The following is a 26,807-nucleotide window of genomic DNA, read 5'->3' on the forward strand; positions in this document are numbered from 1 at the left end:
TCGACCGTGCGCCATGCCTGCGTCGTCGTTTGAGTCGCGGCAGGTGCAGGGGTTCTGGTTCGTGGCTTGAGCAGTCGCAAGGCGTTATGCCGAATGAAGTGGGCGACGGGAGGTCATATTTCTAATGACTTCGAGGCGGCATTCCGTGCAGGGCCTGCCGCCTTCGTTATGAGGAGATGCATCATGAGCCAGCCAGTCCAACCAACATCCGCGCCGCAGCCGGGGCGCGACGCTTCCACGCCCGGCCCCGACCTGGCCGCGATCAAGGCGCGCCAGCAGGCCACCTGGGCCAGCGGCGACTTCGCCGTCGTCGGCGTCACCTTGCAGATCGTCGGCGAATCCCTGGCCGAGGCGGCCGACGTACGTGCCGGCGAACGCGTGCTCGACATCGCCGCCGGCAACGGCAACGCCACCCTGGCCGCGGCGCGCCGCTTCGCCAAGGTGGTCTCGACCGACTACGTGCCAGCACTGCTCGAGAAAGGACGGGCGCGCGCCGCCGCCGAAGGCCTGGCGGTCGACTTCCGCGAAGCCGATGCCGAGGCGCTGCCCTTCGCCGACGCCAGCTTCGACCTGGCGCTGTCCACCTTCGGCATCATGTTCGCGCCCGACCATGCGCGCGCCGCGGCCGAGATGCGGCGCGTGGTGCGGCCCGGCGGGCGCATCGGCATGGCGAACTGGACGCCCGATGGCCTGATCGGCCAGCTGTTCCGGGTCGTCAGCCGCCACATGGCGCCGCCGCCGGGGCTGGCGCCGCCGGTACTGTGGGGTGTCGAGGATCACCTGCGGCAGCTGTTCGGGGCGGACATGGCGCATGCCCGCATCGAGCGCAAGATGTTCAAGTTCCGCTATGCGTCGAGCGCGCACTGGCTGCAGGTGTTTCGGGATTACTACGGGCCGCTGAACCGGGCCTTTGCCGCCCTCGACCCCGGGGCGGGCGACGCGCTCGCGGCCGACTTGCTGGGCCTGGTGGAGCAGTTCAATACGGCAGGATCGGGGTCGCTGGTGGCGCCGGGCGAGTATCTGGAGGTGGTACTGACCAGGGAAGAGGCCGGGACGCTGCATTGAGCGTGACGGCAGTGGCGGCCGCGAGCGCGCCTCGATGACGCCGGCATTGCGCCGGCGTCGGTATTACTTTTTCTTATTGCACTTTTGGCGTCGCACGTTGCAGTTACGCCTTGTGATTACGCCTTGCGCACGAACTCGGTCTTCAGGCTCATCGCGCCGAAGCCGTCGATCTTGCAGTCGATATCATGGTCGGCATCGACCAGGCGGATGTTCTTGACCTTGGTGCCCTGCTTGATCACGCCGCCCGAACCCTTCGGCTTGAGGTCCTTGATCACGGTGACGGTATCGCCGTCCTGCAGGATATTGCCGGACGCATCCTTGTAGACCCGCACGGTATCGGCCGCGGCGGCAGCCTGCGCCGGCCACTCGTGCGCGCATTCCGGGCACACATACTGGCCGGCACCGTCTTCATAGGTATAGGCCGATTGGCATTGAGGGCAGGGAGGAAGAGTTTGCATGGGGCACCTTGGAATGCAAAAACGCCACCCGGAGGTGGCGTTTTCGTGAATCTTGGTGGCCCGGGGCGGAATCGAACCACCGACACAAGGATTTTCAATCCTCTGCTCTACCAACTGAGCTACCAGGCCAAGAGAGGCATGATTATAGCCAGCGATTTTCAGTTGCGCAAGTGCTCGTGATCGTTTTCTCGGACCGGGCCGGCAATGCACCGGATGTCGGGCATGATCCGGCCCGCTCGTCGGCATGCAGCGCGCCGGTGTCCCGGGTCTGCCTGGCAGTTTCACGTGCCTCTGCGATTGGCAGACCAAGGCGCTCGGGATTAGGCAGCGCAACATTGGCATATCGCTATAATGCCCCCATGACCACGCCCTCGACCACCACCATCCGGACCGACGTCTGCATCGTCGGCAATGGCGCCATCGCCAAGACTGCCGCGCTCGGCTTCGCCCAGGCCGGCCACAGCGTCACGCTGCTGGCGCCGCCCGCGCGCAAGCCGCAGGACAGCGCGACGGCGTCGGCGGCCGAGCGGCCGTGGGACGTGCGCGTGTACGCGCTCAACCATACGGCGCACGACCTGCTGGCTTCGCTCAAGGTATGGGGCGCGCTCGACCTGGCGCGGGTGGCCGCAGTGGACGCGATGGATGTCAATGGCGACGGTGAGCAAGGCGGCAAGCTCGGCTTCGACGCCTTCGGCGCCCGGGTCGGCACCCTGGCCTGGATCGTCGAGGATTCGAATTTGAACCAGGCGCTGGACGCGGCGCTCAAGTTCGCCCACAACGTGCACCAGGTTACCGGCATCGCCTGCGAACTGAACTGCAGCGACGCTGGTGCAAACGGCGCAAGCGGCGCAACCGGCGCCAGCGTGCGCCTGGAAGACGGCCGGCGCCTGGAATGCGAACTGCTGGTCGGCGCCGACGGCCGCGAATCGTGGGTGCGCGGGCAGTGCGACATCGGCGTCGACTACCGCCAGTACCACCAGCGCGCCATCGTCACCAACTTCGCCTGCGACAAGCCGCACCATGGCGTGGCTTACCAGTGGTTCACCTGCAACGAAGGCATCGTGGCGCTGCTGCCGCTGCCGGGTAACCGGGTATCGCTGGTGTGGTCGGCGCCCGAGACCCTGGCCGATACTCTGATGGACGAGTCGCTGGGCGAGCTGGCGATCCGCCTCGGTGAATTCGCCGACGACAAGCTCGGCACCCTGCGTCCGCTGCAGCCGGAAGCGGTGGCCGCGGTGCCGCTGGCGCTGGTCAAGCCGCACGCCATCGTGGCGCCGCACGTGGCGCTGGTGGGCGACGCCGCCCACGCGGTGCACCCGCTGGCCGGCCACGGCATGAATCTCGGCTTCGGCGATGTGGTCGATTTGCTGCAAGTCGTGCGCGAGCGCGAACAGCGCCGCGCGATCGGCGACGAACGGGTGCTGGCGCGCTATGCGCGCAAGCGCAAGGAAGACGTGCTCATGATGCAGCTGGCCACCGATGGACTGGAGCGCCTGTTCGGCGCCAACCTGGAACCGCTGCGCGTGGTGCGCAATTTCGGATTAAACTTGCTCGATAAAATGCCGGCCCTGAAGCGGCGCCTGATGGCGCACGCGATGGGCAAGGCCTGAATCGAGCCGCCCCGGTCTGACTGGACCGGGCAGCCCTACTGAGGATTTTTCAAGCATGGTCAAACTGAAGCTCGCCGTCTTGCTGGCGACGGCGCTGCTCGCGTCCTGCGTCGATGCGCAGAACACGGTCGAAGCAAACATCAAGAAGGCGCTCGAGCCACGCCTGGGCGGCGCCAAGATCGAGTCGGTCAAGGAAACGCCGTACGGCGGGCTGTACGAAGTGCGGGTCGCGGGCGACATCCTGTACACCGACAAGAAGGGCGAGTACCTGGTCATCGGCCAGGTGTACGACGTGAAAAGCTCGCGCAACCTGACGCGCGAACGCCTGGACGACATCAACAAGATCAAGTTCAGCGACCTGCCGCTCGATCTCGCGCTCAAGCAGGTCAAGGGCAACGGCAAGCGCGTGATCGCGGTGTTCGAGGATCCGAACTGCGGCTACTGCAAGCGCCTGCGCCAGACCACGCTCAAGGAAATCGACAACGTCACCATCTACACCTTCATGTACAACATCCTGTCGGAGGATTCGTTCGTGAAGTCGAAGAACGTGTGGTGCGCGCCGAACCGCAACAAGGCCTGGGACGACTGGATGATCAACGGGAAGGTGCCACCTGCGGCTCCTGCGTCCTGCGAATCCCCGAACGACAAGATCGTGGAACTGGGCCACAAGCTGAACATCACCGGCACCCCGGCGATCTTCTTCACGGACGGCTCGCGCGTGCCGGGCGCGGTCGACCTCAAGTCGCTCGAAGCCAAGCTGTCTTCGCTCGAAGCGAAGTAAGCGCATTTGACGTGAGCGGCGCCGCGCTTCCGATCACCGGGATCCTGCTCGCGGCCGGCCGCGGACGGCGCTTCGATCCGCAGGGCTTACGCAACAAGCTGCTCCAGCCGCTGCCCGGCGGCGACCCGGTGGTGGTCGCCAGTGCCCGCCTGCTGCTGGCGGCGTGCGAGCGCGTGGTGGCGGTGGTGCCACCCGCTGATGGCGGCGTGGCCGAAGCGCTGCGGGGGCTCGGCTGCGAGGTCACGATCTGTCCTGACGCCGATGCCGGCATGGGACTGTCGCTGGCGCATGCGGTTGCATATTCCCTTCATTCTGATCACCCAGCGCCGCAAGGCTGGCTGGTGGCGCTGGGCGACATGCCCTTCGTCGAACCATCGACGCTGCGCCTGCTGGCCGCCGCCGTAGAGCAGGGCGCCGGCATCGCCGCGCCATTGTTCGAAGGCCGGCGCGGCAATCCGGTGGCGTTCGGCGCAGTCCATCGCGACGCACTGCTGGCGCTGGGCGGCGACCAGGGCGCGCGGCGCCTGCTGACCAGCCATCCCGTGACCGCGATCGAGGTCCAGGATCCCGGCATCCTGCGCGACATCGATGCGCCCGCGGACTTGCCGACCTGACCGCCTGCGCGCCCTGCGGCCGGCCCGTTTTGCTGTGCGCGAGGGAATCCGTTTACACTAAGGGCAATTCGGCGCGTCCCGAGAAGACACCAGCACATCATGAAAAAGCCATCGCAGAAAAAGCAGCCCGCAATCCGCTACACCATCGTTCCCAAGGACCTGGCCGGTCACCTGTTCAACGTCACCGTCACGGTGGCCAGCCCCGACTCCGACGGCCAGGAGTTCGCACTGCCGGCCTGGATCCCGGGCAGCTACATGATCCGTGAGTTCGCACGCAACATCGTGCGCATCCGCGCCGAAGCCGCTGACGGCACCGTGCAACTGACCAAGCTGGACAAGCACTCCTGGCGCGCCGCGCCGTGCGCCGGTCCGCTGACGCTGCACTACGAGGTGTACGCCTGGGACCTGTCGGTGCGCGCTGCCCACCTCGACCAGACCCACGGCTTCTTCAACGGCACCAGCGTGTTCCTGCGCGTGGTGGGCCAGGAAGACGTGCTGCATGGCGTCGACATCCAGCGCCCGGCCGATCCTGCAGCCAAGGCCTGGCGCGTGGCCACGGCGATGCCGGAAGCCGGTGCCAAGCGCTACGGCTTCGGCCTGTACGCCGCCGCCAACTACGACGAACTGATCGACCATCCGGTCGAGATGGGCGACTTCGCGCTGGCCAGCTTCACCGCGCACGGCATCGAGCACGACATCGTGATCACCGGCCGCGTGCCGAACCTGGACATGGCGCGCCTGCAGGCCGACCTGAAGGCGATCTGCGAAACCCAGATCGCGTTCTTCGAACCGCAGACCAAACGCGCACCGCTCGAGCGCTACGTGTTCATGACGATGGCGGTGGGCGACGGCTACGGCGGCCTGGAACACCGCGCCTCGACCGCCCTGATCTGCGCGCGCGCCGACCTGCCCAGCACCGCCACCCCGCGCGGCGCCGAGCCGGGCGAAGGCTACCTGCGTTTCCTGGGCCTGTGCAGCCACGAGTACTTCCACACCTGGAACGTCAAGCGCATCAAGCCGGCGGTGTTCGCGCCATATGATCTGCAGACCGAGAACTACACCCCGCTGCTGTGGCTATTTGAAGGCTTCACCAGCTACTACGACGACCTGATGCTCGTGCGCGCCGGGATCATCGGCGAAGCGACCTACTTCAAGCTGCTGGCCAAGACCGTCGGCGGCGTGCTGCGCGGCAGCGGGCGCCTGAAGCAGAGCGTGTCCGATTCCAGCTTCGACGCCTGGAGCAAGTACTACCGTCAGGACGAGAACTCGCCCAACGCGATCATCAGCTACTACACCAAGGGTTCGCTGATCGCGCTGGCGTTCGACCTGACCATCCGCGCCAAGACCGGCGGCGCAAAGTCGCTCGATGACGTGATGCTGGCGCTGTGGACGCGTTATGGGCGCGACTTCTACAACGGCGCGGGCCGCGGCGTGACCGATGCCGAAGTCGAGGCGCTGTTCGATGAAGTCAGCGGCCTGAAACTCAAGTCGCTGTTCGAACGCTGGGTGCGCGGCACCGACGACCTGCCGCTGGCCAAGCTGTTCGCGCCGCTGGGCGTCAAGCTGGCCGAGGAACGCAAAAGCGGCAAGCCGTCGCTCGATGCGGGCATCGGCCGCGACGCGCTCGGCGCCAAGCTGACCCAGGTGCATGAAGGCGGGGCGGCGCACGTGGCCGGCCTGTCGGCGCACGACGTGATCATCGCGATCGACGGTCTGCGCGTGAATGGCAATCCGTCGAATGTCGATACGCTGCTGGCGCGCTATCGCGTGGGCGACACGGTGACCGTGCACGCGTTCCGGCGCGATGAATTGATGGCGTTCGATGTGACGCTGCAGGGTGACCGGGTGCCGGCGATTACCCTGTCGCCGGCGGTGGCGGGGCGCAAGTCGGTGACGATCAAGCGGCCAAGCGCGGTGTAAATTCGGCGGCGCGGTCGATCATGCGTGCGTTGAACGCGTCGGCGGCGTAGCCGCCAACGCGTCCAACCACCGTCCGCACCACCCATCGGCATGCTATCGTTGTGACACCCTGACCACAACGACAAGAGGCCCATGTTGAAGCTCACCCGCATCGCCGCCGCAGCACTGTTCGCATTCGCTTCCACCTCCGCCCTGGCCCAGCAGGCCGCCCCGCTCAAGAACGAGGTCTCGACCCGTGTCGACGCCATGTACCCCTGGCTCGACGGCATCTACAAAGACCTGCACGCCCATCCCGAGATCGCCTTCCAGGAAACCCGCACCGCCGGCAAGCTGGCGGCCGAGATGCGCAAACTCGGCTTCACGGTGACCGAGAAGGTCGGCAAGACAGGGATCGTCGCGGTGCTGAAGAACGGCGCCGGCCCGACGGTCCTGGTGCGCACCGACATGGACGGTCTGCCGATGGAAGAAAAGACCGGCCTGCCGTACGCCAGCCGCGCCCGCGCCACGAGTGAAGGGCGCGACACCTTCGTGACCCACAGCTGCGGCCACGACATCCACATGTCGAGCTGGCTGGGCGCCGCGCGCACGCTGGTCGAACTCAAGTCGCATTGGAAGGGCACCCTGGTGTTCATCGGCCAGCCGGCCGAGGAGATCGTCGCCGGCGCCAGGGCGATGCTGGACGACGGCCTGTTCAAGCGCTTCCCGAAACCGGACTACGCCTTCGCCCTGCATTCGTGGCCGCTGGCATACGGCACGGTGGGCTTCAACGACGGCCCGGTGTCGTCGAATTCGGATTCGCTCGAAATCACCTTCAAGGGCCGCGGCGGTCACGGCTCGGCGCCTGATAAAACCGTCGACCCGATCGCGATCGCGGCGCGCTTCGTGGTGGACGTGCAGACGGTGGTCAGCCGCGAGAAGGATCCGAAGGAATTCGGCGTGGTGACCGTGGGCGCGATCCAGGGCGGCACGGTCGGCAACATCATTCCCGACAGCGTGCAGGTGCGCGGCACCATCCGCTCGTACAGCCCGCAAGTGCGCGCCAGGCTGCTCGAGGGCGTGCGCCGAATAGCGGAAGGGTCGGCCGCGATGGCCGGCGCCCCGAAGCCCGACATGGTGATCGGCGGCGGCGGCCAGGCGATCGTCAACAGCACCGAACTGGTGAACAAGACCGAGGTGGTGTTCAAGGAAGCCTTCGGCGCCGACAAGGCGGTGCGCATGCCGGCGATGACGGCCAGCGAAGACTTTTCGTTGTATGCGAACGAGGGCGTGCCGTCGATGTTCTTCTTTACCGGCGTGTACGATCCGAAGGATGTCGCCGCGGCCGAGCGCGAAGGCGGCAAGCCGATCGCGTTCAATCACTCGCCGTTCTATGCGCCGGTGCCGGAGCCGTCGATCAAGACCAGTGCCAAGGCGATGACGCTCGCCGTATTAAACGTACTCGGTAAATAACCGTAGGGTTGGCGGCTACGCCGCCGACGCGTCGATTGTTAACGGCGCCGATATCGTGCCGGATGATCTCGCTGCTAACTACCACCGGAGCGTCGGCCGCCGCGTCGGCGGCAAAGCCGCCAACCCTACGTAATCAGCCGGCGTTCAGGTAATCGTGATCAGCCGGCCTTCAGGCAATCCGCACAGCGCCCATACAGCGTCAGCTCATGACTCTCGACGCTGAACCCCTTCGGCGCCATGTGCTCGATATCCCCCGGACATGCATGCACGTCGAACACCCGCTGGCAGCTGGTGCACTGGAAGTGGTGATGATGATGCTCGGCCGCGCTGGTCGATTCATAACGCGCGCCTTCGCCCGGCAGGGTGACGATCTTCAGCGCGCCATCGTCCACCAGCGATTTCAGGTTGCGGTACACCGTCGCCATGCCCAGCTGGCTTACCTGCTGGCTGGCGTCCTGCAGGATCTCTTGCGGGGATAATGGACGGCGTGCATGCTCGATCGCATGCAGGATGGCGGATTTTTGGCGTGTATTACGTTGCATAGCCTGAAGAATACCCGAAAGCACCTCATCTCGGCCAATTTGCAGTTGAATCGTTAATGATAATGGACTATCATTAGACATTATCGATAGTGGCTTATCACTATCATCGCATATTGTCCGGTCGCGTGCCGCCGCGGCACCACACGTTCATCCATCTTCGAGGAATACCATGTCTGACTTCACCTGCAAGCGCACGCCGCTGACCCTGGCGTTGATGCTGGCCTTCGGCGCTCCATTGAGCGTCCACGCCCAGACCCAGACCACCTCCAGCCGCGCGGCGTCGGATCCGGACAGCGTGCCGACCGTGGTGGTGTCGGCCAGCGCCCTGGGCGTGGTGCACGACGACATGATCACCCCGGTGACTTCGCTCGGCGGCGGTGAACTGGTGCGCGCCCGTGAATCGACCCTGGGCGAGACCCTGGCCAACCAGCCCGGCATCACCTCGAGCCACTTCGGTGCCGGCGCCAGCCGCCCGGTGATCCGCGGCATGGATGGCCCGCGCGTGAAGATCCTGTCGGACGGCGCCGAAATCCAGGACGCGTCCACCATCAGCCCGGACCACGCCGTCGCTTTTGAGCCGGTCCTGGCCGAACGCATCGAAGTGCTGCGCGGCCCGTCGGCGCTGGCCTATGGCGGCGGCGCGATCGGCGGCGTCGTGAACATCATCGACCGCAAGATCCCGACTGCGATGCCGGAGAAGGGCCTCGAGGGCAGCGCCGAAGTACGCGCCAACTCGGCGGCGCGCGAAAAGACCGGCGCCTTCGAATTCACCACCGCCGCCGGCAGCAACGTGGCGCTGCACCTGGAAGGCGTCAAGCGCGACGCCGACGACTACCGCGTCGGCAAGGACTGGGCCGAAGGCCGCCATGTGAAGGGCAGCTACAAGGAAACCGAGACCGGCACCGTCGGCCTGTCCTGGATCGGCCAGAACGGCTACCTCGGCGCCTCGTTCACCAAGGAGCGCACCGAATACGGCATCCCGGGCCACAGCCACCTGTTCCACGACTGCCACCCGCACGGCGACCACCTGCACTGCGGCGGCCATGAGGAAGAGGAAGAGGGTCACGAAGGTCACGACCATGGCGAAGAGGATCACGACCACGAACACGAACACGACCACGAACATGAAGAAGTGCCGGTCGTGAAACTGGACAGCGAGCGCTGGGACATCCGTGGCGAATATCGCAACCCGGTGGCCGGCATCGAGCGCATGCGCCTGCGCGCCTCGTTCACCGACTACGTCCATGACGAGCTGGAAGAGAACGTGGTCTCGACCTCGTTCCGCAACAAGGGCCACGATGCGCGCCTGGAGTTCGTGCACGCGCCGGTCGCCGGCTGGCACGGCGTGTTCGGCCTGCAGACCACGCGCCGCGACTTCGAAGCCGTGGGCGAGGAAGCCTACGTGCCGCCGACCCTGACCAAGAAGCACGCCGCCTTCCTGACCGAGGAATACAAGATGGGCGACTGGCGTTTCGAGGCCGGCCTGCGCCACGAGTGGCAGGACATCGAAGTCGAGGCTGCGGACCTGCGTGACACCGACGCGCGCGGCACCTCGGCCTCGGTCGGCGCGGTATGGAAGCTGGCGCCGGAATATTCGCTGCGCGCTTCACTGTCACGCAGCCACCGCCTGCCGACCGCCGAAGAGCTATACGCCGACGGCGCGCACCTGGCCACCAGCACCTACGAGATCGGCAACCAGAACCTGGACAAGGAAACGTCGAACAACGTCGATGTCACCTTCCGCAAGTTCGCGGGCGACACCACTTTCTCGCTGAGCGCCTTCCACAACAAGGTCGACAACTACATCTATGCCCGCACGCTGGACAACCACGAAGGCTTCCAGCTGGTGGAATATGCCCAGCGCGACGCCACCTTCACCGGCCTCGAAGGCGAGCTGCGTCAGAAGCTGTCGTCGAACCTGAGCGCGACCCTGTTCGGCGACTACGTGCGCGCCCGTCTGGACAACGCCGCGGGTGAGGGCAACCGCAACCTGCCGCGCATTCCGGCGCACCGCATCGGCGTCAAGCTCGATGGCGAGTGGAACGGGTGGCACGGCATGGTGGAGCTGTACCGCGTCGGCAAGCAGGACAAGGTGGCCGACTACGAAACCGAGACCGCCGGCTACAACATGCTGAACGTCGGCACCCACTACTCGACCCGCATCGGCGGCGTGCCGACCCAGTTCTATGCGCGCCTGAACAACCTGACCGACGAACTGGCCTACAGCCACACCTCGTTCATCAAGAACGCGGCGCCGCTGACCGGCCGCAACCTGACCGCAGGGGTGCGCGTCATCTTCTAAGCGCAGCGCAATCACGCGCACGCTTGCCGTAACCGACGCCGGCGCATGGTGCATGCCATGCGTCGGCGTCGTTTTTGACAAAGGATTCGAACCATGAGGGATAGCAAAGAAGGACGCCGATTCGGCTGGATCCGCTTCGGCGACTACGCCGGCATCGCGGCATCGGCCCTGTGCATGGTGCATTGCCTGGCCACGCCGCTGTTGATGATCGCCTTCCCGATGCTGGGACTGGCGCACGAGCATGATGCTTTCCACAACATGATGCTGGCGGCGATCAGCCTGCCGGTGCTGCTGGCGCTGCTGCCCGGCTACCTGCGCCATCGCGACCGCACGGTGCTGGTGCTGGGCGTGCTGGGCCTGGGCAGCTTCCTGTCGGCGGTATTCATCGTCAGCCCGCTGTACGGCGAAACCGCCGAAGCGGTGGCGGCCGTGAGCAGCGGTGTGCTGCTGCTGGGCGCGCACTTCCGCAACCGGCGTCATTGCAACCGCTGCGTCAAGGCGGCCGAGCAAACCGATACCAAGGGCAGCAAGGGCGTCAGCGCCGCCGGCTGCCGCGGTTAGACGTCTACGCCTGCACGATTGGTTTGAAAAGCTAACGATATAAACTTATCATTAGCTTTTATTAATTGACGTTCTGTCACGGCGGCCGTGCACGGTCCGCACACAGCGGCCTGCGATCTTGTCGTCGCGGCGCTTACAAGGATCCTGCATGACCGACTTTACCTGCCGCCGCACGCCTTTGACCGTTGCCCTGATGCTGGCCTTCGCGCCTGCGACTGTCCTGGCCCAGACTACAGCGGGAGGGATGCCATCCAACGTCGCCACCGTGGTGGTCTCGGCCAGCGGCCTGGGCGTGGCGGGCGACGACATGATCACGCCGGTGACCTCGCTCGGCGGCGCCGAACTGGTGCGCACGCGCGAATCGACCCTGGGTGAAACTCTGGCCAAGCTGCCGGGTATCAGTTCGACCCACTTCGGCGCCGGCGCCAGCCGCCCGATCATCCGCGGCATGGACGGTCCGCGCGTGAAGATCCTGTCCGACGGCGCCGAGATCCAGGACGCCTCCACCATCAGCCCCGACCACGCCGTCGCGTTCGAACCCGTGCTGGCAGAACGCGTCGAAGTGCTGCGCGGCCCGTCGGCGCTGGCCTACGGTGGCGGCGCGGTGGGCGGGGTGGTGAACATCATCGACCGCAAGGTGCCGACCGCGATCCCCGCCAACGGCATCGAAGGCAGCGCCGAGGTGCGCGGCAACACGGCGCTGAAAGAGCGCACCGGCGCCTTCGAGGTGACGGGCGGCAGCGGCAACGTGGCGGTGCATGTGGAAGGCGTCAAGCGCGATTCGGACGATTACCGCGTCGGCAAGGACTGGCAGTATGGCCGACGCGTGCCGGGCAGCTACAAGGAAACCGAGACCGCCAGCGTTGGCGCCTCGTGGGTCGGCCAGGACGGCTACCTCGGCGCGGCGTACACCAAGGAGCGCAGCGAATACGGCATTCCGGGCCACGGCTTTGAAAACGAACTCGGCCAGATCGAGGTGCCGGTGGTGAATCTGGACAGCGAGCGCTGGGACCTGCGCGGCGAATACCGCGCCCCGGCGGCAGGCATCGAGCGCGTGCGCCTGCGCGCCTCGTTCACCGACTACATCCACGACGAGGTCGAGGGCAGCGCGGTCGCCACCACCTTCAAGAGCCGTGCCCACGACGGCCGCCTGGAATTCGTGCACCGTCCGCTGGCCGGCTGGCACGGCCTGTTCGGCGTGCAGACCACGCGCCGCGATTTCTCGGCCATCGGCGCCGAAGCGTATGTGCCGCCGACGCTCACCACCAAGCACGCCGTGTTCGTCACCGAGGAATACAAGCTGCGCGACTGGCGCTTCGAGGCGGCGCTGCGTCACGAGTGGCAGGACGTCGAGGCCGAGGTAGTCGACAAGCCGGATTCCTCGACCCACGGCACCTCGGTGTCGGTCGGCGCGGTGTGGAAGCTGGCGCCGGAATACTCGCTCGGCGCCTCGCTGTCGCACACGCACCGCCTGCCGACCGCCGAAGAACTGTTTGCGGACGGCCCGCACCTGGCCACCAACACCTTCGAGGTCGGCAATCCGGCGCTGGCGCGCGAGACCTCGAACAACCTCGACCTCACGCTGCGCAAGCTGGCCGGGCGCACCACATTCTCGCTCAGCGCCTTCCACAACCGCATCAACGACTACATCTATTCGCAATCGCGCGGCACCTTCGAGGGCCTGCAGCTGATCAACTACGCCCAGCGCGATGCCACCTTCACCGGGCTGGAAGGCGAGATCACCCGCAACCTGTCGCCGGCCCTGAACGCGACCGTGTTCGGCGACTACGTGCGCGCCCGCTTCGACGAAGGCGAGGGCAGTCGTGACATCCCGCGCACGCCCGCGCACCGCATCGGCGTGCGGCTGGAAGGCGAGTGGGCGGCCTGGAACGGTTCGGTGGAACTGGTCCGCGTCGGCAAGCAGGACAAGCTGGCCGACTTCGAGACCGTCACGCCCGGCTACACCATGCTCAATCTCGGCACCCATTACGCCACCCGCATCGGCAACCTCCCGGCCCAGTTCTACGCACGCCTGAACAACGCTACCGACCGCCTGGCCTTCAGCCACACCTCGTTCATCAAGGACGTGGCGCCGCTCACCGGCCGCAATTTCACGGCTGGCCTGCGCGTGCTGTTCTGACGCTGCGCGTCACTGCGCCCCGGCCAGCGACCTGAGCTGGAACCGGTACTGTTCGCCGAACAGGAAGGTCTCGGAAAACGTCATCGCCGCGCCGCGCAGCGTCAAGCCATCCGGGCGCGGCAGCGTTCCGCTGCGACGCAGCGACGCAAGCGCCACTTCGGACGCGCTCGGGTCGCGCGAGCGCTGCACCTGGACATCGGTCAGCCGGCCCTGCTCGTCGACGGTGATGTTGAGCACCACGATCGCCGGCAGCATCGGCGGCAGGCGGCCGTCGAAGATGCGTTCGGGGTTGCGGTGCATGATGTGGCGCGCCACATCCGCCTTGTAGGCGTCGAGCGTGCGCGATGCGGGAGCGGCCGATGTCGGCAGCGGATCGGCCGTCACACTGATCGCGGTCGCCACCGGTGCCGGCGCGGGCGGCGTGCTGCCGCATCCGGACAGCGCCGTGAACACAGCCAGCGCGTAGAGAAGCAGGAAAGTACTGCGGTTGAATGTCTTCATGGGATGCACGACCATCGGGGCAGCGCCAAAAGTAGCGCTACCGTTCGACTGGTCCGTGCATGCCGAGTTCCGGCGGCCGGCGCGCCAAACGCCGGCGTCTTGCGCTTACGCGAACAGGCGTTGCAATTCCTGGCCCGGATTGTCGGCGCGCATGAAGGCTTCGCCGACCAGGAAGGCGTGCACGTCGGCCGCGCGCATGCGCGCCACGTCGCTTGGCGCCAGGATGCCGGACTCGGTCACCACCAGACGGTCTTGCGGAATCCGGTCGAGCAGGCCGAGCGTGGTGTCGAGCGTGACGTCGAAGGTGCGCAGGTTGCGGTTGTTGATGCCGACCAGGCGCGTCTGCAGCTTGAGCGCCGCATCGAGTTCTTCGCCGTCGTGCACCTCGACCAGCACGTCCATACCGAGCTCGCGCGCGCAGGCTTCGAGGTCGGCCATCAGGCCATGGTCGAGCGCGGCGACGATCAGGAGGATCGCGTCCGCCCCCATCGCGCGCGCCTCGTACACCTGGTACAGGTCGACCATGAAGTCCTTGCGCAGCACCGGCAGCGCGCAGGCGGCGCGCGCCTGCACCAGGTATTCGGTCGCACCCTGGAAGAACTGGACGTCGGTCAGCACCGACAGGCAGGCCGCGCCATGTTCGGCGTAGCTGGCGGCGATCGCGGCCGGCTGGAAGTCGGGCCGCAACACGCCTTTCGATGGCGACGCTTTTTTCACTTCGGCGATCACGCCGGCGTGGCCGGCCGCGATTTTCGCGCGCAGGCCGGCTTCGAAGCCGCGGATGGCGCGCCGTGCTTCGGTATCGCTTTCGACGTCGCGGCGCAGGCTGTGCAGGTCGCGATGCTTGCGCGCGGCGGCCACTTCATCGGCCTTCACGGCCAGGATCTTGTTCAGGATGTCGGACATGTTCGCTCTCGATAATGGTTCAGTTGGCAGCGCCCAGCTGGCGCGTGACCTGCACGAACTGCTCCAGCTTGGCGATCGCCGCGCCGGAAGCGATCGCCGCGCGTGCACGCGCCAGGCCGTTCTCGATCGAGGCGGCCACGCCGGCCGCGTACAGCGCGGTGCCGGCGTTCAGGGCCACGATGTCGTGCGCCGGGCCCGGCTCGCCGCGCAGCGCTTCCAGCACTCGGGTCTTGGATTCGGCGCAGTTGGCGACCTTCAGGTTGCGGCTCGAGATCATCGACAGGCCGAAGTCTTCCGGATGGATTTCGTATTCGCGGATCTCGCCATTGACCAGTTCACCAACCAGGGTACCGGCGCCGAGCGAGACTTCGTCCATATTGTCGCGGCCCCAGACCACCAGCGCATGCTGGGCGCCGAGGCGCTGCAGCACGCGCACCTGGATGCCGACCAGGTCGGGGTGGAACACGCCCATCAGGATATTGGGGGCACCGGCCGGATTGGTCAGTGGGCCCAGGATGTTGAAGATGCTGCGCACGCCCAGTTCCTTGCGCACCGGCGCCACGTGCTTCATCGCCGCGTGGTGATTGGGGGCGAACATGAAGCCGATCCCGGTCTGCGCGATCGACTGCGCGATCTGCTCGGGTTTCAGGTCGATGTGGGCGCCGAGCGACTCGATCACGTCGGCGCTGCCGGACGAGGACGAGACGCTGCGCCCGCCGTGCTTGGCCACGCGCGCGCCGGCGGCAGCAGCTACGAACATCGAGGCGCTCGAGATGTTGAAGGTGTTGGCGCCGTCGCCGCCGGTGCCGACGATGTCGAGCAGGTTGGTGGTGTCGGCCATCGGCACCTTGGTCGAGAATTCGCGCATGACCTGGGCGGCGGCGGTGATCTCGCCGATGGTTTCCTTCTTCACGCGCAGGCCCATGGTCAGGGCCGCGACCATGGTCGGCGACATCTCGCCCGACATGATGCTGCGGAACAGTGACAGCATCTCGTCGTGGAAGATCTCGCGGTGTTCGATGCAGCGCAGCAGGGCTTCTTGTGGGGTGATCGGCATGATGGTTCCGTTTCGTCTGGACGTGGTTCGGCACTGCGCCACCGTGGTGGCGCGTGCAGGGGCGCATCAGCGCGTGAGGAAATTCTTGAACAGCGCGTGGCCGTGTTCGGACAGGATCGACTCGGGGTGGAACTGCACCCCTTCGATGTCGTATTCCTTGTGCCGCACGCCCATGATCTCGCCGTCGTCGGTCCACGCCGTCACTTCGAGGCAGGCCGGCAGCGAAGCGCGCTCGATCGCCAGCGAGTGATAACGGATCACGGTGAATGGCGACGGCAGGTCCTTGAACACGCCTTCACCGGTATGCGCGATGGTCGAGGTCTTGCCGTGCATGACCTGCTTGGCGCGGATCACGTTGCCGCCGAACGCTTCGCCGATCGCCTGATGGCCCAGGCATACGCCCAGGATCGGCAGCTTGCCCTTGAATTCGCGCAGGATGTCGAGCGAGATGCCGGCGTCCTTCGGCGCCTTCGGTCCCGGCGAGATGCAGATGCGGTCCGGGTTGATGGCCGCAATTTGCTCCAGCGTGATTTCGTCGTTGCGCACGGTGCGCACTTCTTCACCCAGCTCGCCGAAGTACTGCACGATGTTGTAGGTGAAGGAGTCGTAGTTGTCGATCATCAGCAGCATGTCAGAACTCTCCATCCAGGCCGTCTTGCACTTGCTCGGCCGCGCGCAGCACGGCGCGCGCCTTGTTTTCGGTTTCCTGCCATTCCATCTCGGGGATCGAATCGGCCACGATGCCGGCCGCGGCCTGCACGTACAGGTTGCCGTCCTTGATCACGCCGGTGCGGATCGCGATCGCCACATCCATCTCGCCACCGAACGACAGGTAGCCGCAGGCACCGCCGTAGATGCCGCGCTTCACGGGCTCGAGTTCGTCGATGACTTCCATCGCGCGCACCTTCGGCGCACCGGTCAGGGTGCCGGCCGGGAAGGTGGCGCGCAGCACGTCCAGGTTCGACATGCCTTCCTTGAGCTTGCCCTCGACGTTGGAGACGATGTGCTGCACGTGCGAGTATTTTTCGATGACCATGCGGTCGGTGACCTTGACGCTGCCGGTATCGGCGATGCGGCCGATGTCGTTGCGCGCCAGGTCGATCAGCATCACGTGCTCGGCGATCTCTTTCGGGTCGGCCAGCAGTTCTTCGGCCAGTTCGGCGTCGCGTTCCGGCGTCGCACCGCGCGGGCGGGTGCCGGCGATCGGGCGCAGCGTGACCTTGCGCCCGCCTTCCGGCTGCGGCAGCGTTTCGTTGCGCACCAAAATCTCGGGCGAGGAGCCGACGATCTGCATGTCGCCGAAGTTGTAGTAGTACATGTACGGCGACGGGTTCAGCGAACGCAGCGAGCGATACAGCGACAGCGGCGAATCGACGTACGGCTTGCGAATGCGCTGGCCGATCTGCACCTGCATCAGGTCGCCGGCCATCACGTATTCGTGCGCTTTCGCCACCGCCTTCAGGTAGTCTTCCTTGCTGAAGTCGCGCACCGCTTCGGTACGCACCGAGCTCGATGTCACCGGCGCGTCGACGCTCCGGCGCAGCATCATGCGCAGGTCTTTCAGACGCTGGCGGCCGCGCGAATAGGCTTCCGGCTGCGCCGGGTCGGCGTACACGATCAGGTACAGCTTGCCGGACAGGTTGTCGATCACCGCCAGTTCTTCGGTCACCATCAGCTGGATGTCGGGCAGGCCGAGTTCATCGCGCGGGGCGCTGTCGGCCAGCTTGCGCTCGATGTGACGCACGGTGTCGTAGCCGAAGTAGCCGGCCAGGCCGCCGCAGAAGCGCGGCATGCCCGGGCGCAGGGCGACCTTGAAGCGCGCCTGGAACTGTTCGATGAAGTCGAGCGGATTGCCCTCGTGGGTTTCGATCACTTCGCCGTGCTTGACCACTTCGGTGCGGTTGCCACTGGTGCGCACCAGCGTATGCGCCGGCAGGCCGATGAACGAGTAGCGTCCGAAACGCTCGCCGCCGACCACCGACTCCAGCAGGAAGGTGTTCTTGCCGGTGTGCTGGGACTGGGCCAGCTTGAGGTACAGCGTGAGCGGGGTTTCGAGATCGGCGAAGGCTTCCGCGATCAGCGGGATGCGGTTGTAGCCCTGGTTGGCCAGCGACTTGAATTCGAGTTCGGTCATGCTTTTCTCCGTGCCGCCAAAAAGGGGGAAGGCGGTGGTGTGCTTCAAAAAACCTGCCGGAGCCATATCGCGGATGCGAGCGCCGGCAGCAATCGGGACGGGTTATTCAGCCCAGGATTGCCAGCGTCGCCACAGCCAGGCCTCGAGGGCGCCGGCTTGGTTGACAGTGTGTTTTTTGGTGAAAAACATGTATAGATAACTTGGTGTAAGTTTAGTTTGCCGAAGCGTTGTGCGCGCCGATCAGGCGTGCCGCTTCCAGCAGCGAACCAACTATACCATCGGATTTAATTTCTTGTACAGGGCGTCCGTGGTTGTATCCATACGGGACCGTGAGCACGAAGCAGCCGGCGGCGCGCGCGCTTTCGGCGTCGTTGGACGAGTCGCCGATCGCCACCACGCGTGACGGCGGCAGGTCGAAGGCGGCGCAGGCGCCGAGCATCGGCATCGGGTCCGGCTTCTTCTTCGCGAATGAATCGCCGCCGAACACGCGCTCGAAATACGGCGCCAGGCCTTTCTGCTCAAGGAGCGGCAGCGTGAACGCGACCGGCTTGTTGGTGACGCAGGCCAGGCGCAGGCTAAGCGCGCGCATGGCTTGCAGGCCTTCGATCACGCCGTCATACAGCATGCTGCGCTGGCCGTTGATGGCCAGGTAGTGGCGCTGGTAGCCGGCCATGGCGTCGTCGTAGGCCGCATCGACGCGGGCGGCGTCCCAGTCCAGCAGCAGGGCGTCGCGCACCAGCTTCTCGGAACCCTTGCCGACCAGCGGTTTGATGGTGGCCTGGTCGATCGGACCCAGGCCCAGGTCGGCGCGCATGCCGTTCAGGGCCGCCTCGAAGTCGGGCACCGTGTCGAGCATGGTGCCATCGAGGTCGATGATGACCGCTTGAAGTGCTGCCGCGCCGGGCCGCATTATTTGCCGACCTTGGCCAGCTCGGCGCGCATGGCGTCGATCACGCCCTTGTAGTCAGGCCTGCCGAAGATGGCGGAACCTGCAACGAAGGTGTCGGCGCCGGCGGCGGCGGCGGCGGCGATGTTCTCGACCTTGATGCCGCCATCGACTTCCAGCAGGATGTCGCGGCCCGATTCATCGATCATGCGGCGCGCGATCTCGATCTTCTTCAGCGCTTGCGGGATGAACGACTGGCCGCCGAAGCCCGGATTGACCGACATGATCAGAATCATGTCGATCTTGTCCATCACGTGGTCCAGGTGGTGCATCGGGGTCGACGGATTGAACACCAGGCCGGCCTTGCAGCCGTGGTCGCGGATCAGCTGCAGGGTGCGGTCGATGTGGTCCGACGCTTCCGGGTGGAAGGTGATGATGTTGGCGCCGGCCTTGGCGAAGTCGGGGATGATGCGGTCGACCGGCTTGACCATCAGGTGCACGTCGATCGGCACGTCCACGTGCGGACGGATCGCCTGGCACACCAGCGGGCCGATGGTCAGGTTCGGGACGTAGTGGTTGTCCATCACGTCGAAGTGGATGATGTCGGCGCCGGCGGCGACGACATTGCGGACTTCCTCGCCCAGGCGGGCGAAATCGGCGGACAGGATGCTGGGGGCGATGCGGTAGGTGGTCATGGGACGGCGGCTTGCGTAAAAAGGAATCCGCTATTTTACGCCGGTCGCGACGCTTGCCGCTCACCGGCTGCACCCTTTATCCGCGCCAGTCTGGCGCCGCAGGCGGTATGATTGTCGTTTGCGCCACACGGCGCCAGCCTGGCCGCGCGCCGGGCCCTGTTCACGATCATCCGAGGAAAACCGATGCCTGCCTACGATTTCTCTGTCTCCGTCAAGACGCAATACCTGTCGGAGCAGTCCAATCCCGACCGCAACCAGTTCGTGTTCAGCTACACGATCACGATCCGGAACACGGGCAGCGTCCCCGCGCAGCTGATCTCGCGCCACTGGGTGATCGTCGACGCCAACAACCAGACGCAGGAAGTGCGCGGCCTGGGCGTGGTCGGTCACCAGCCGCTGCTGCAGCCGGGCGAGCAGTTCGAATACTCGAGCGGCACCCAGCTGGCCACCGCCCAGGGCTCGATGCACGGCGAATACTTCTGCGTTGCCGAGGATGGCCACCGCTTCGAAGCCATGATTCCGGAATTCGTGCTGTCGCCGCCGCAGGCGCTGCACTGATCACGACGCGGGACGGTCGTCGTCCCTGCGCGGCGGCGATTGGCCGGTTTTGTCGTCGACGTCCTTGCGCCCGGCGAACATGGTCCACCAGACGATAAACACGAGCAGGAACAGCGCCACGCCGGCTTCCACCATCAAGATCCACATAAGGGCCTCATCCATGAACGCAACCCGGACCAGTGTACCTTCGTTGATCGCGCTCGTCAGCCTGGTGAGCGCTTGTACGACCACGCCGCAGCCGCAGCCGCAGCCCGAGCCGGCCAAGCCGCAGCAGCCGCCGGTCAGGATGCCGCCGCCGGTGGGGCCGGTGGCGGTGCCGCCAGAGCCCGAATCGCCACCACCGGCGCCTGAAACGCCGCCGGCGCCGGTCGCGCCGCTCACGCCGACTACCTTCAGCGCGCTGCCAGGCTGGCAGCAGGACGACGTGCGCCAGGCCTGGCCGGCCTTCATGCAGTCGTGCAGCGTGCTGGCTTCGCGCGCGGCCGAATGGAAAACGCCATGCGCGGCGGCGCGCTCGGTCGCCGCCAGCGATGCCGGCGCCGTGCGCGGCTTCTTCGAAGAGTATTTCGTGCCGCACCAGGTGCGCAACCCGGACGGCAGCGACAATGGCCTGGTCACCGGCTACTACGAAGCCATGCTGTACGGCTCGCGCAAGCGCGGCGGCGCCTACCAGACGCCCCTGTACCGGGTACCGGAAGACCTGATCACCGTCGACCTGGGCAGCATCTACCCCGACCTCAAGGGCCGGCGCCTGCGCGGCCGCCTGCAGGGCAAGACCGTGATCCCGTATCAGAGCCGCGCCGAGATCGACCGCGCGCCGCTGAGCGGCAAGGAGCTGCTGTGGGTGAACGATCCGGTGGAGGCGTTCTTCCTCGAGGTGCAGGGCTCGGGCCGCGTGCAGCTCGATAGCGGCGAGACGGTGCGTGTCGGCTATGCCGACCAGAACGGCCATCCATACAAGGCGATCGGACGCTGGTTCGTGGAACAGGGCATCCTGCCGTCGAATCAGGTGTCGGGGCAGTCGATCCGGTCCTGGATCGCGGCCAATCCGGCGCGCCGCCAGGAGCTCTTCAACGTCAATCCCAGCTATATCTTCTTCCGCGAAGAAAAGGTGAGCGACCCGAACGTGGGGCCGCGCGGCGCGCTGAATGTGCCGTTGACACCGGGCCGCTCGGTGGCGATCGACCGCAGCATCCTGCCGCTGGGCGCGCCGATCTGGCTCTCGACCACGATGCCGAAGGATGGCACCACGCTGCAGCGCCTGGTGATGGGGCAGGACGTGGGCGGCGCGATCCGCGGCGCGGTGCGGGCCGACTTCTTCTTCGGCTTCGGGCCGGAAGCGGTGGAAAATGCAGGGCTCATGAAGCAGTCGGGCGCGCTGTGGGTGCTGCTGCCTAAATAGAGAAGAGCCTCCAGACAGATCATTGTGTGGGTGTGTAAACGGGAGTAGGGTGGCGCTGATTCTTCTTGGTAGTCACTCGGGAATACTCATAGGAGCACTCATGCAAGCACGTTCTCTTCTCGCCCTGGTTCTTGCCGCCGGCATGGTGGCGCCGACGTCCGCGCAAAGATTGTCCGAAGCAAGTGCAGCCGTAGGTTCGCTGATGGTAGCGGTGCCGTTCAGCATTGGCTATATGAGCGGCGCAGCGCTGTCGGAGGCATCCAAGGCCCCGGTCAACCTGTCGCGCAGCTGGAAGGTGGCCAAAGTCCATCCACGCGGCCCGAAGACCGAACTCGAACTGCACTGCGACGAGCAGCAGGTAAAACTGGACATGAGCATCGACAGCCGCGTCGCCCAGGACCAGCAATTGCAGGTCGGCGACCAGCTCGACATCGACGCCATCGGCAAGACCGGCTATGCGGTGCGCAAGGGCCGGGCCACGGTGGCGATCCTGGCCGATCCCGGCACTGGCATCGTGCACTCCAAAGCGCGCAGTTAACATGCGCCGCATCCTGGCTTGCGCCGCCCTGGTCCTGGCAGCGCAGCCGGCCGCAGCCGGCACGCCCTGCGAGGGACGAGCGCCGTCGCCCGAACTGACCCGGATGAGCATGCAGATCGCGGACGCCACCCGCACCGCGCTCGAAGGGGGCGACGACGATGTGGTGCTGATCGCAAGGGCCGGACAGGACCTGTCCAGATACCGCCTGGCCTATTCGCACATCGCGTTCGCCGTGCGCGAGCATCCGGCCGGTGCCTGGTCGGTGGTCCACAAGCTCAATACCTGCGGCACCGCGACGTCCAGCCTGTATGACGAAGGGCTGCTCAACTTCTTTTCGGATTCGCCGTACCGGTATCAGGCCGGCATCTGGCGGCTGGCGCCGGAGGTGCAAACGCGGCTCAAGAAAGCGCTGCTGGGCAAGAAGGCGCGCGACTATCACGAGCCCCAATACAGCCTGGTTGCCTATCCGTTCAGCACCCGCTACCAGAATTCGAACGGCTGGGCGCTCGAGATGCTGGCCTTCGCGCTGGCGCCGGAAGACGAGGCGAATACCCGCGTCACCGCCCAGGAATGGCTGAAGGCGCATGGTTTCCAGCCGACCGAGCTCGATCTGGGAACGCTGACGCGCCTGGGCGCGCGGGTATCGAAGGCCAACGTCAGCTTCGACGATCATCCGTCCGAACTGCGCTGGAAAGGGCGGATCCAGACCGTGACGGTCGATTCGATCGTCACCTGGCTGCGCACGCTGCCCAATGGCTGCCAGGCGATGGGTTGCCCTGAAATGCGGGTCGAGCTGCCGAACCAGTTACGCTAGACCAGGCCGAACCCGCCCAGCACGGCGCCCGCGCCCAGCAGCCACAATAAATGGATGCGGGTACGCCAGATCACCACCGCGCTGGCGATCGACAGCAGCCACAGCTTCGGTCCAGCCGCGCCGCCGCTGCTGGCGAGCAGCCAGGCGGTCGACAGCAGCATCCCGATCACCAGCGGCGCCATGCCCTGCTTGAAGGCGCGCACGCCGCGCAGCTGGCGGTTGCGGTGTCCCCACTGCGCCACCTGGTAAGTGAAGATCGTCGATGGGAACAGGATCCCGACCAGGCATATGAACACGCCGCACACGGCGGCCACGGTGCTGCCAGCGTTGAGTCCCACCTGCCATCCCATCAGGGCGACGAACAGCACGTTGGGGCCGGGCGCGGCCTGGGCCAGGGCGATCGCTTCGTTGAACTGGGTCTGGGTCAGCCAGCCGTGCTGCTCGACCAGATAGCGGTGCATCTCGGCGCTGGTCGACATGGCACCGCCGAGCGACATCAGCGACAGGCCGAGGAAGTGGCCGAACAGCGACAGCCAGTCCTGCAGGCTGAGGACGATCTGGTGCGGGCTCATGAGCGCAACCCGCGCCAGGCCAGCACGCAACCGAGTCCGCCCAGCGCGAACAGCACCGCCGCCAGCGGAACCCGCACCCAGGCCAGCAGCACGAACGACGCCGCCGCGATGGCGACGCCCCAAGCCAGCGGCACCGGGCTTTTGAACAGCGCCACCGCCAGGCGCGCGGCGGTGGCGGCGATCAGGCCGGCCGATACCGCGGCCATGCCGCGCAGGGCGCCGGCCACCGCCGGGTGATGGGCGTACTGCGCATGCAGGGCAGCGAGCAGCAGTACCAGCAGCAGCGGGAAGGTGATCATCCCGGCCACTGCCGTCAGGGCGCCGGCCAGGCCGAAATGGCGCGCGCCGATCATCATGCAAAGGTTGACGGCGTTTGGGCCGGGCATGACTTGCGCGACCGCCCAGTCTTCGACGAACTCTTCGTTGGTGAGCCAACGCTTGCGCTCGACCAGCTCGCGCTGGATCACGGCCAGCACGCCGCCGAAGCCTTGCAGGGCGAGGATGGTGACCGAGAAGAACAGGTCGGCCAATGAGGTCGGGCCGGGACGGGGAGGGGCTGGTTCCTGCAACTCGTTTGAATCGGGGAGGCGCATGTTCATGACACCATTATGGCCGAAGCCGTGCGCGAGAACGAGCCTTGGCGCGACCCCGTATGCATAGGTAGCGCCGAGGCGCGAATCCGCTCAATCGTCCGGCCGGTTTGACGCATACGGAAAGCGCTACAATCGCGGCAGTATCGTCTAACCGTTGAAGGGTGTTTCATGGAATATGCTGACCTGTTGATCGAAACCCACGGCAAGGTCGCCGTGATCCGCCTGAACCGTCCGAAAGCGATGAATGCGCTCAACGACAACATGATGAACGAGCTGGGCGTGGCGTTGCGCGGCTTCGACAAGGATCCGGGCGTCAACGTGATCATCCTGACCGGCAGCGAGAAAGCGTTCGCCGCCGGCGCCGACATCGCGGCCATGGCCAATTACGATTACCGCGAAACCTACGGCAATGACTACATCGGCCGCAACTGGGAACACATCCTGGACATCCGTAAACCAGTGATCGGCGTCGTGTCCGGCTACTGCCTGGGCGGCGGCTGCGAACTGGCCATGATGTGCGACTTCCTGATCGCGGCCGACAACGCCAAATTCGGCCAGCCCGAGATCAAGGTCGGCGTGACCCCGGGCGCCGGCGGTACCCAGCGTCTGCCGCGCGCGATTTCCAAGTCGAAGGCGATGGACATGCTGCTCACCACGCGCATGATCGATGCGCTTGAAGCCGAGCGCACCGGGCTGGTGTCGCGTATTTATCCGGCGGCCGAGGTGATGGAGGAAGCGTTGAAGGTAGCCCAGGGCATCGCCGAGATGCCGGTGTCGGTGGCCATGCAGATCAAGGATTGCGTCAACCAGGCCTACCAGATGCCGCTGAGCGAAGGCGTGCGCTACGAGCGCCGCTACTTCCACGCCGGCTTCGGCACCCCGGCACAGAAAGAGGGCATGGCCGCCTTCCTCGAGAAGCGCAAACCGGAATTCGACGGGCTGTAAGCCGTGGCTGCGTCGCGCAGACTGTGGATGCTGGTGCCGGCGGCGATGCTGGCCGCCGGGTTCACGCTCGCCAGTTGCTCGGCACTGCCGGTGCTGCCGCCACGCGCGGCCAGCACGGCGCTCAGCGATACCGGCGACACCCGGCTGGGCAAGGCGGTGCTGGCGGGGACCATGGCGCATCCGGGCCTGGCCGGCATCCATCCGCTCAGCGACGGCCGCGACGCGTTTGCCGCGCGCGCGATGCTGGCGCAGGCGGCCGAGCGCAGCCTGGACGTCCAGTATTACATCTGGCGCAACGACACCACCGGCATGCTGATGTTCGATGCCCTGAAGGCGGCGGCCGATCGCGGCGTGCGGGTGCGCCTGCTGCTGGACGATAACAATACGGCCGGATTGGATGCGGTGCTGGCGCAGCTGGACGCGCATCCGCAGATCGAGATTCGCCTCTTCAATCCCTTTGCGATCCGCAGCGCGCGCTATCTTGGCTTCGTGACCGACTTCGGGCGACTGAACCGGCGCATGCACAATAAATCGTTCACCGCCGATAACCAGGTGACGATCGTGGGCGGACGCAATATTGGCAACGAGTATTTCGGCGCGGCGGGCGATATCTCGTTTGCCGACCTCGATGTGATCGTGGCCGGTCCGGTGGTGCGCGCGGTGTCGGACGATTTCGACCGCTATTGGAATAGCAGCTCGGCCTATCCGATGGCTGCGATGGTGCCGCATCCCGAAGCGGCGCCCGCGCGACAAACCGATCCGGCGGCTGCTGATTATTTAGATGCGGTCAAGCGGTCCACCTTCATGACGCAGCTGACTGCCGGGACGCTGCCATTCGAATGGGCGCATACGCGACTGGTCAGTGACGATCCGGCCAAGGTGGTGGGCAAAGCACCCAAAGAAGCGAATATCGCGCTCAAGCTCAGGGGGCTGTTGGGTGAGCCGAAACGCAGCCTGGATCTGGTGTCGCCGTACTTTGTGCCGGGCAAGGACGGCGCCGAAGCGGTCGCCGATCTGGCGCGCCAGGGCGTGCGGATTCGGATACTGACCAATTCGCTGGAGGCCACCGACGTCGCGGCGGTCCATGCCGGCTATGCCAAATGGCGCAAGCCTTTGCTCGAAGCGGGCGTCAGCCTATATGAGCTACGCCGCGAATGGACCGATGAGCCGAGCCGCGAGCAGCGGCGGGGCGCGTTTGGCAGTTCGGACGCCAGCCTGCATGCCAAGACCATTGCGGCCGATGGCAATCGCATCTTTGTCGGGTCGTTCAACTTCGATCAGCGTTCGATTCATCTGAATACTGAGATGGGGCTGGTGATCGACAGCGTGGCGCTGGCGGGCCAGCTGACCAGTACGCTCGATAACAGGATGCCGACCCGCGCCTATGAGGTGCGACTCGATGAGAACGGTAAGCTGCACTGGATCGAGCGGCCGAAAGGCAAAGAGGTCCGGCATGACGTCGAGCCGGGAACGACCTGGTGGAAGAGGGCGGCTGTAAGAGGGCTCGCCTGGCTGCCGATCGACTGGCTGTTGTAACGCCAACACAGCAATAAGATGCTCTTGCGAACTCATCAGTGAATACGCTATAGTTCGCCTCCGCTTCGGCAGTGACCGAAAAATGTTAACGTAATCAAGCGGTTACGGGAGCAAGGTTGCCAGAGAAATCTGAGCTGAAGCAACAAGGGAGTTGACGAAGATCGCGAAACACTGCATAATCTCTCTTCTCTGCTGCTGACGAACACAACGATTCGCAACGATGCAGCA

General features: G+C 65.8%; 27 protein-coding genes and 1 tRNA gene. 15 read left to right on the forward strand and 13 right to left on the reverse strand.

Translation table 11 applies throughout. The features are described 5' to 3' along the window. Positions 1–183 precede the first annotated feature (183 nt). Positions 184–1,065 carry a class I SAM-dependent methyltransferase gene (locus RTQ83_RS07205; protein ID WP_312512664.1) on the forward strand — a complete coding sequence of 294 codons (882 nt, stop codon included), beginning with the start codon at positions 184–186 and terminating at the stop codon, positions 1,063–1,065. A 116-nt stretch (positions 1,066–1,181) separates the two neighbouring features. Here the strand turns inward: RTQ83_RS07205 and RTQ83_RS07210 are convergent, their stop codons facing one another. Together RTQ83_RS07210 and RTQ83_RS07215 are read right to left on the reverse strand one after the other, a co-directional pair. Continuing rightward, positions 1,182–1,523: a zinc ribbon domain-containing protein YjdM gene (locus RTQ83_RS07210; protein WP_312512666.1), complete on the reverse strand. Its 342-nt coding sequence runs from the start codon at positions 1,521–1,523 to the stop codon at positions 1,182–1,184. Positions 1,524–1,576: 53 nt separating this feature from the next. Then, a tRNA-Phe gene (locus tag RTQ83_RS07215) sits at positions 1,577–1,652 on the reverse strand. A 230-nt stretch (positions 1,653–1,882) separates the two neighbouring features. Here RTQ83_RS07215 and RTQ83_RS07220 point away from each other — a divergent pair. From RTQ83_RS07220 to RTQ83_RS07240, 5 genes are all read left to right on the forward strand, one after another. After that, a complete protein-coding gene (locus RTQ83_RS07220) occupies positions 1,883–3,133 on the forward strand; it encodes an FAD-dependent monooxygenase (RefSeq protein ID WP_312512668.1) in 1,251 nt (416 codons plus the stop codon). 55 nt (positions 3,134–3,188) lie between these two features. Beyond that, the gene (locus RTQ83_RS07225; protein WP_312512671.1) at positions 3,189–3,914 is read left to right on the forward strand and encodes a DsbC family protein; all 726 of its coding nucleotides are present in this window, start codon (positions 3,189–3,191) and stop codon (positions 3,912–3,914) included. 11 nt (positions 3,915–3,925) lie between these two features. After that, positions 3,926–4,528: a nucleotidyltransferase family protein gene (locus RTQ83_RS07230; RefSeq protein ID WP_312512673.1), complete on the forward strand. Its 603-nt coding sequence runs from the start codon at positions 3,926–3,928 to the stop codon at positions 4,526–4,528. A gap of 99 nt (positions 4,529–4,627) precedes the next feature. Beyond that, positions 4,628–6,448, forward strand: coding sequence for a PDZ domain-containing protein (locus tag RTQ83_RS07235; protein WP_312512675.1), 1,821 nt, complete (start codon positions 4,628–4,630; stop codon positions 6,446–6,448). 132 nt (positions 6,449–6,580) lie between these two features. Further along, on the forward strand, positions 6,581–7,897 hold the full coding sequence (locus RTQ83_RS07240; RefSeq protein ID WP_312512678.1) for an amidohydrolase: 1,317 nt from the start codon (positions 6,581–6,583) through the stop codon (positions 7,895–7,897). 158 nt (positions 7,898–8,055) lie between these two features. On the opposite strand, the gene RTQ83_RS07245 is transcribed toward RTQ83_RS07240, so the two are convergent. Next, positions 8,056–8,439: a transcriptional repressor gene (locus RTQ83_RS07245; protein WP_312512681.1), complete on the reverse strand. Its 384-nt coding sequence runs from the start codon at positions 8,437–8,439 to the stop codon at positions 8,056–8,058. 169 nt (positions 8,440–8,608) lie between these two features. Here RTQ83_RS07245 and RTQ83_RS07250 point away from each other — a divergent pair, with 169 nt between their 5' ends. The 3 genes from RTQ83_RS07250 (at position 8,609) to RTQ83_RS07260 (ending at position 13,442) form a co-directional block, all read left to right on the forward strand. Then, positions 8,609–10,741: a TonB-dependent receptor domain-containing protein gene (locus tag RTQ83_RS07250; RefSeq protein WP_312512684.1), complete on the forward strand. Its 2,133-nt coding sequence runs from the start codon at positions 8,609–8,611 to the stop codon at positions 10,739–10,741. Positions 10,742–10,834: 93 nt separating this feature from the next. Then, complete coding sequence (locus RTQ83_RS07255) at positions 10,835–11,302, forward strand: MerC domain-containing protein (RefSeq protein WP_312512686.1); 468 nt, start codon at positions 10,835–10,837, stop codon at positions 11,300–11,302. 148 nt (positions 11,303–11,450) lie between these two features. After that, positions 11,451–13,442: a TonB-dependent receptor domain-containing protein gene (locus RTQ83_RS07260; RefSeq protein WP_312512688.1), complete on the forward strand. Its 1,992-nt coding sequence runs from the start codon at positions 11,451–11,453 to the stop codon at positions 13,440–13,442. Positions 13,443–13,451: 9 nt separating this feature from the next. On the opposite strand, the gene RTQ83_RS07265 is transcribed toward RTQ83_RS07260, so the two are convergent. The 7 genes from RTQ83_RS07265 to rpe form a co-directional block, all read right to left on the reverse strand. Next, the gene (locus RTQ83_RS07265; protein WP_312512690.1) at positions 13,452–13,943 is read right to left on the reverse strand and encodes an energy transducer TonB; all 492 of its coding nucleotides are present in this window, start codon (positions 13,941–13,943) and stop codon (positions 13,452–13,454) included. A gap of 105 nt (positions 13,944–14,048) precedes the next feature. Next, entirely contained in the window at positions 14,049–14,849 is an 801-nt protein-coding gene (trpC, locus tag RTQ83_RS07270) for an indole-3-glycerol phosphate synthase TrpC (RefSeq protein WP_312512692.1), read from the reverse strand. A gap of 19 nt (positions 14,850–14,868) precedes the next feature. Continuing rightward, entirely contained in the window at positions 14,869–15,906 is a 1,038-nt protein-coding gene (trpD, locus tag RTQ83_RS07275) for an anthranilate phosphoribosyltransferase (protein WP_312512697.1), read from the reverse strand. A 66-nt stretch (positions 15,907–15,972) separates the two neighbouring features. Next, entirely contained in the window at positions 15,973–16,536 is a 564-nt protein-coding gene (locus RTQ83_RS07280) for an aminodeoxychorismate/anthranilate synthase component II (RefSeq protein ID WP_312512699.1), read from the reverse strand. Position 16,537: 1 nt separating this feature from the next. Then, positions 16,538–18,040 (reverse strand): anthranilate synthase component I, encoded by a 1,503-nt coding sequence (trpE, locus tag RTQ83_RS07285; RefSeq protein WP_312512701.1) that lies wholly within the window; start codon positions 18,038–18,040, stop codon positions 16,538–16,540. Between the two features lie 211 nt (positions 18,041–18,251). Beyond that, entirely contained in the window at positions 18,252–18,950 is a 699-nt protein-coding gene (locus RTQ83_RS07290) for a phosphoglycolate phosphatase (RefSeq protein ID WP_312512704.1), read from the reverse strand. Next, positions 18,950–19,621: a ribulose-phosphate 3-epimerase gene (gene rpe, locus RTQ83_RS07295; protein ID WP_312512705.1), complete on the reverse strand. Its 672-nt coding sequence runs from the start codon at positions 19,619–19,621 to the stop codon at positions 18,950–18,952. The genes RTQ83_RS07290 and rpe overlap by 1 nt, the downstream gene beginning before the upstream one ends. A 183-nt stretch (positions 19,622–19,804) precedes the next feature. Between rpe and apaG the strand changes: the two genes are divergently transcribed. Further along, positions 19,805–20,179 carry a Co2+/Mg2+ efflux protein ApaG gene (apaG, locus tag RTQ83_RS07300; protein ID WP_312512706.1) on the forward strand — a complete coding sequence of 125 codons (375 nt, stop codon included), beginning with the start codon at positions 19,805–19,807 and terminating at the stop codon, positions 20,177–20,179. Here apaG and RTQ83_RS07305 read toward each other — a convergent pair whose 3' ends face one another. Further along, complete coding sequence (locus tag RTQ83_RS07305) at positions 20,180–20,326, reverse strand: hypothetical protein (RefSeq protein ID WP_312512707.1); 147 nt, start codon at positions 20,324–20,326, stop codon at positions 20,180–20,182. It lies immediately after the preceding gene. A 13-nt stretch (positions 20,327–20,339) separates the two neighbouring features. On the opposite strand from RTQ83_RS07305, the gene RTQ83_RS07310 reads away from it, so the two are divergent. The 3 genes from RTQ83_RS07310 (at position 20,340) to RTQ83_RS07320 (ending at position 22,933) form a co-directional block, all read left to right on the forward strand. Then, positions 20,340–21,581: a murein transglycosylase A gene (locus RTQ83_RS07310; protein ID WP_312512708.1), complete on the forward strand. Its 1,242-nt coding sequence runs from the start codon at positions 20,340–20,342 to the stop codon at positions 21,579–21,581. A gap of 100 nt (positions 21,582–21,681) precedes the next feature. After that, a complete protein-coding gene (locus tag RTQ83_RS07315) occupies positions 21,682–22,119 on the forward strand; it encodes a hypothetical protein (RefSeq protein ID WP_312512709.1) in 438 nt (145 codons plus the stop codon). Position 22,120: 1 nt separating this feature from the next. Continuing rightward, on the forward strand, positions 22,121–22,933 hold the full coding sequence (locus tag RTQ83_RS07320; RefSeq protein WP_312512710.1) for a DUF2145 domain-containing protein: 813 nt from the start codon (positions 22,121–22,123) through the stop codon (positions 22,931–22,933). Here RTQ83_RS07320 and RTQ83_RS07325 read toward each other — a convergent pair. Both RTQ83_RS07325 and RTQ83_RS07330 read right to left on the reverse strand, forming a co-directional pair. Next, positions 22,930–23,505, reverse strand: a complete 576-nt coding sequence (locus tag RTQ83_RS07325) for a chromate transporter (RefSeq protein WP_312512711.1) — start codon at positions 23,503–23,505, stop codon at positions 22,930–22,932. The genes RTQ83_RS07320 and RTQ83_RS07325 overlap by 4 nt on opposite strands. After that, a complete protein-coding gene (locus tag RTQ83_RS07330; protein ID WP_409456085.1) occupies positions 23,502–24,104 on the reverse strand; it encodes a chromate transporter in 603 nt (200 codons plus the stop codon). Before RTQ83_RS07330 ends, RTQ83_RS07325 begins: the two co-directional genes overlap by 4 nt. 162 nt (positions 24,105–24,266) lie before the next feature. Between RTQ83_RS07330 and RTQ83_RS07335 the strand changes: the two genes are divergently transcribed. Both RTQ83_RS07335 and RTQ83_RS07340 read left to right on the forward strand, forming a co-directional pair. Continuing rightward, positions 24,267–25,043 (forward strand): enoyl-CoA hydratase, encoded by a 777-nt coding sequence (locus RTQ83_RS07335; protein WP_312512713.1) that lies wholly within the window; start codon positions 24,267–24,269, stop codon positions 25,041–25,043. A 27-nt stretch (positions 25,044–25,070) separates the two neighbouring features. Next, positions 25,071–26,579 carry a phospholipase D family protein gene (locus RTQ83_RS07340; RefSeq protein WP_312512715.1) on the forward strand — a complete coding sequence of 503 codons (1,509 nt, stop codon included), beginning with the start codon at positions 25,071–25,073 and terminating at the stop codon, positions 26,577–26,579. The last annotated feature ends 228 nt before the right edge of the window (positions 26,580–26,807 follow it).

Source organism: Massilia sp., assembly GCF_031995545.1.
GTDB lineage: Bacteria > Pseudomonadota > Gammaproteobacteria > Burkholderiales > Burkholderiaceae_D > Telluria.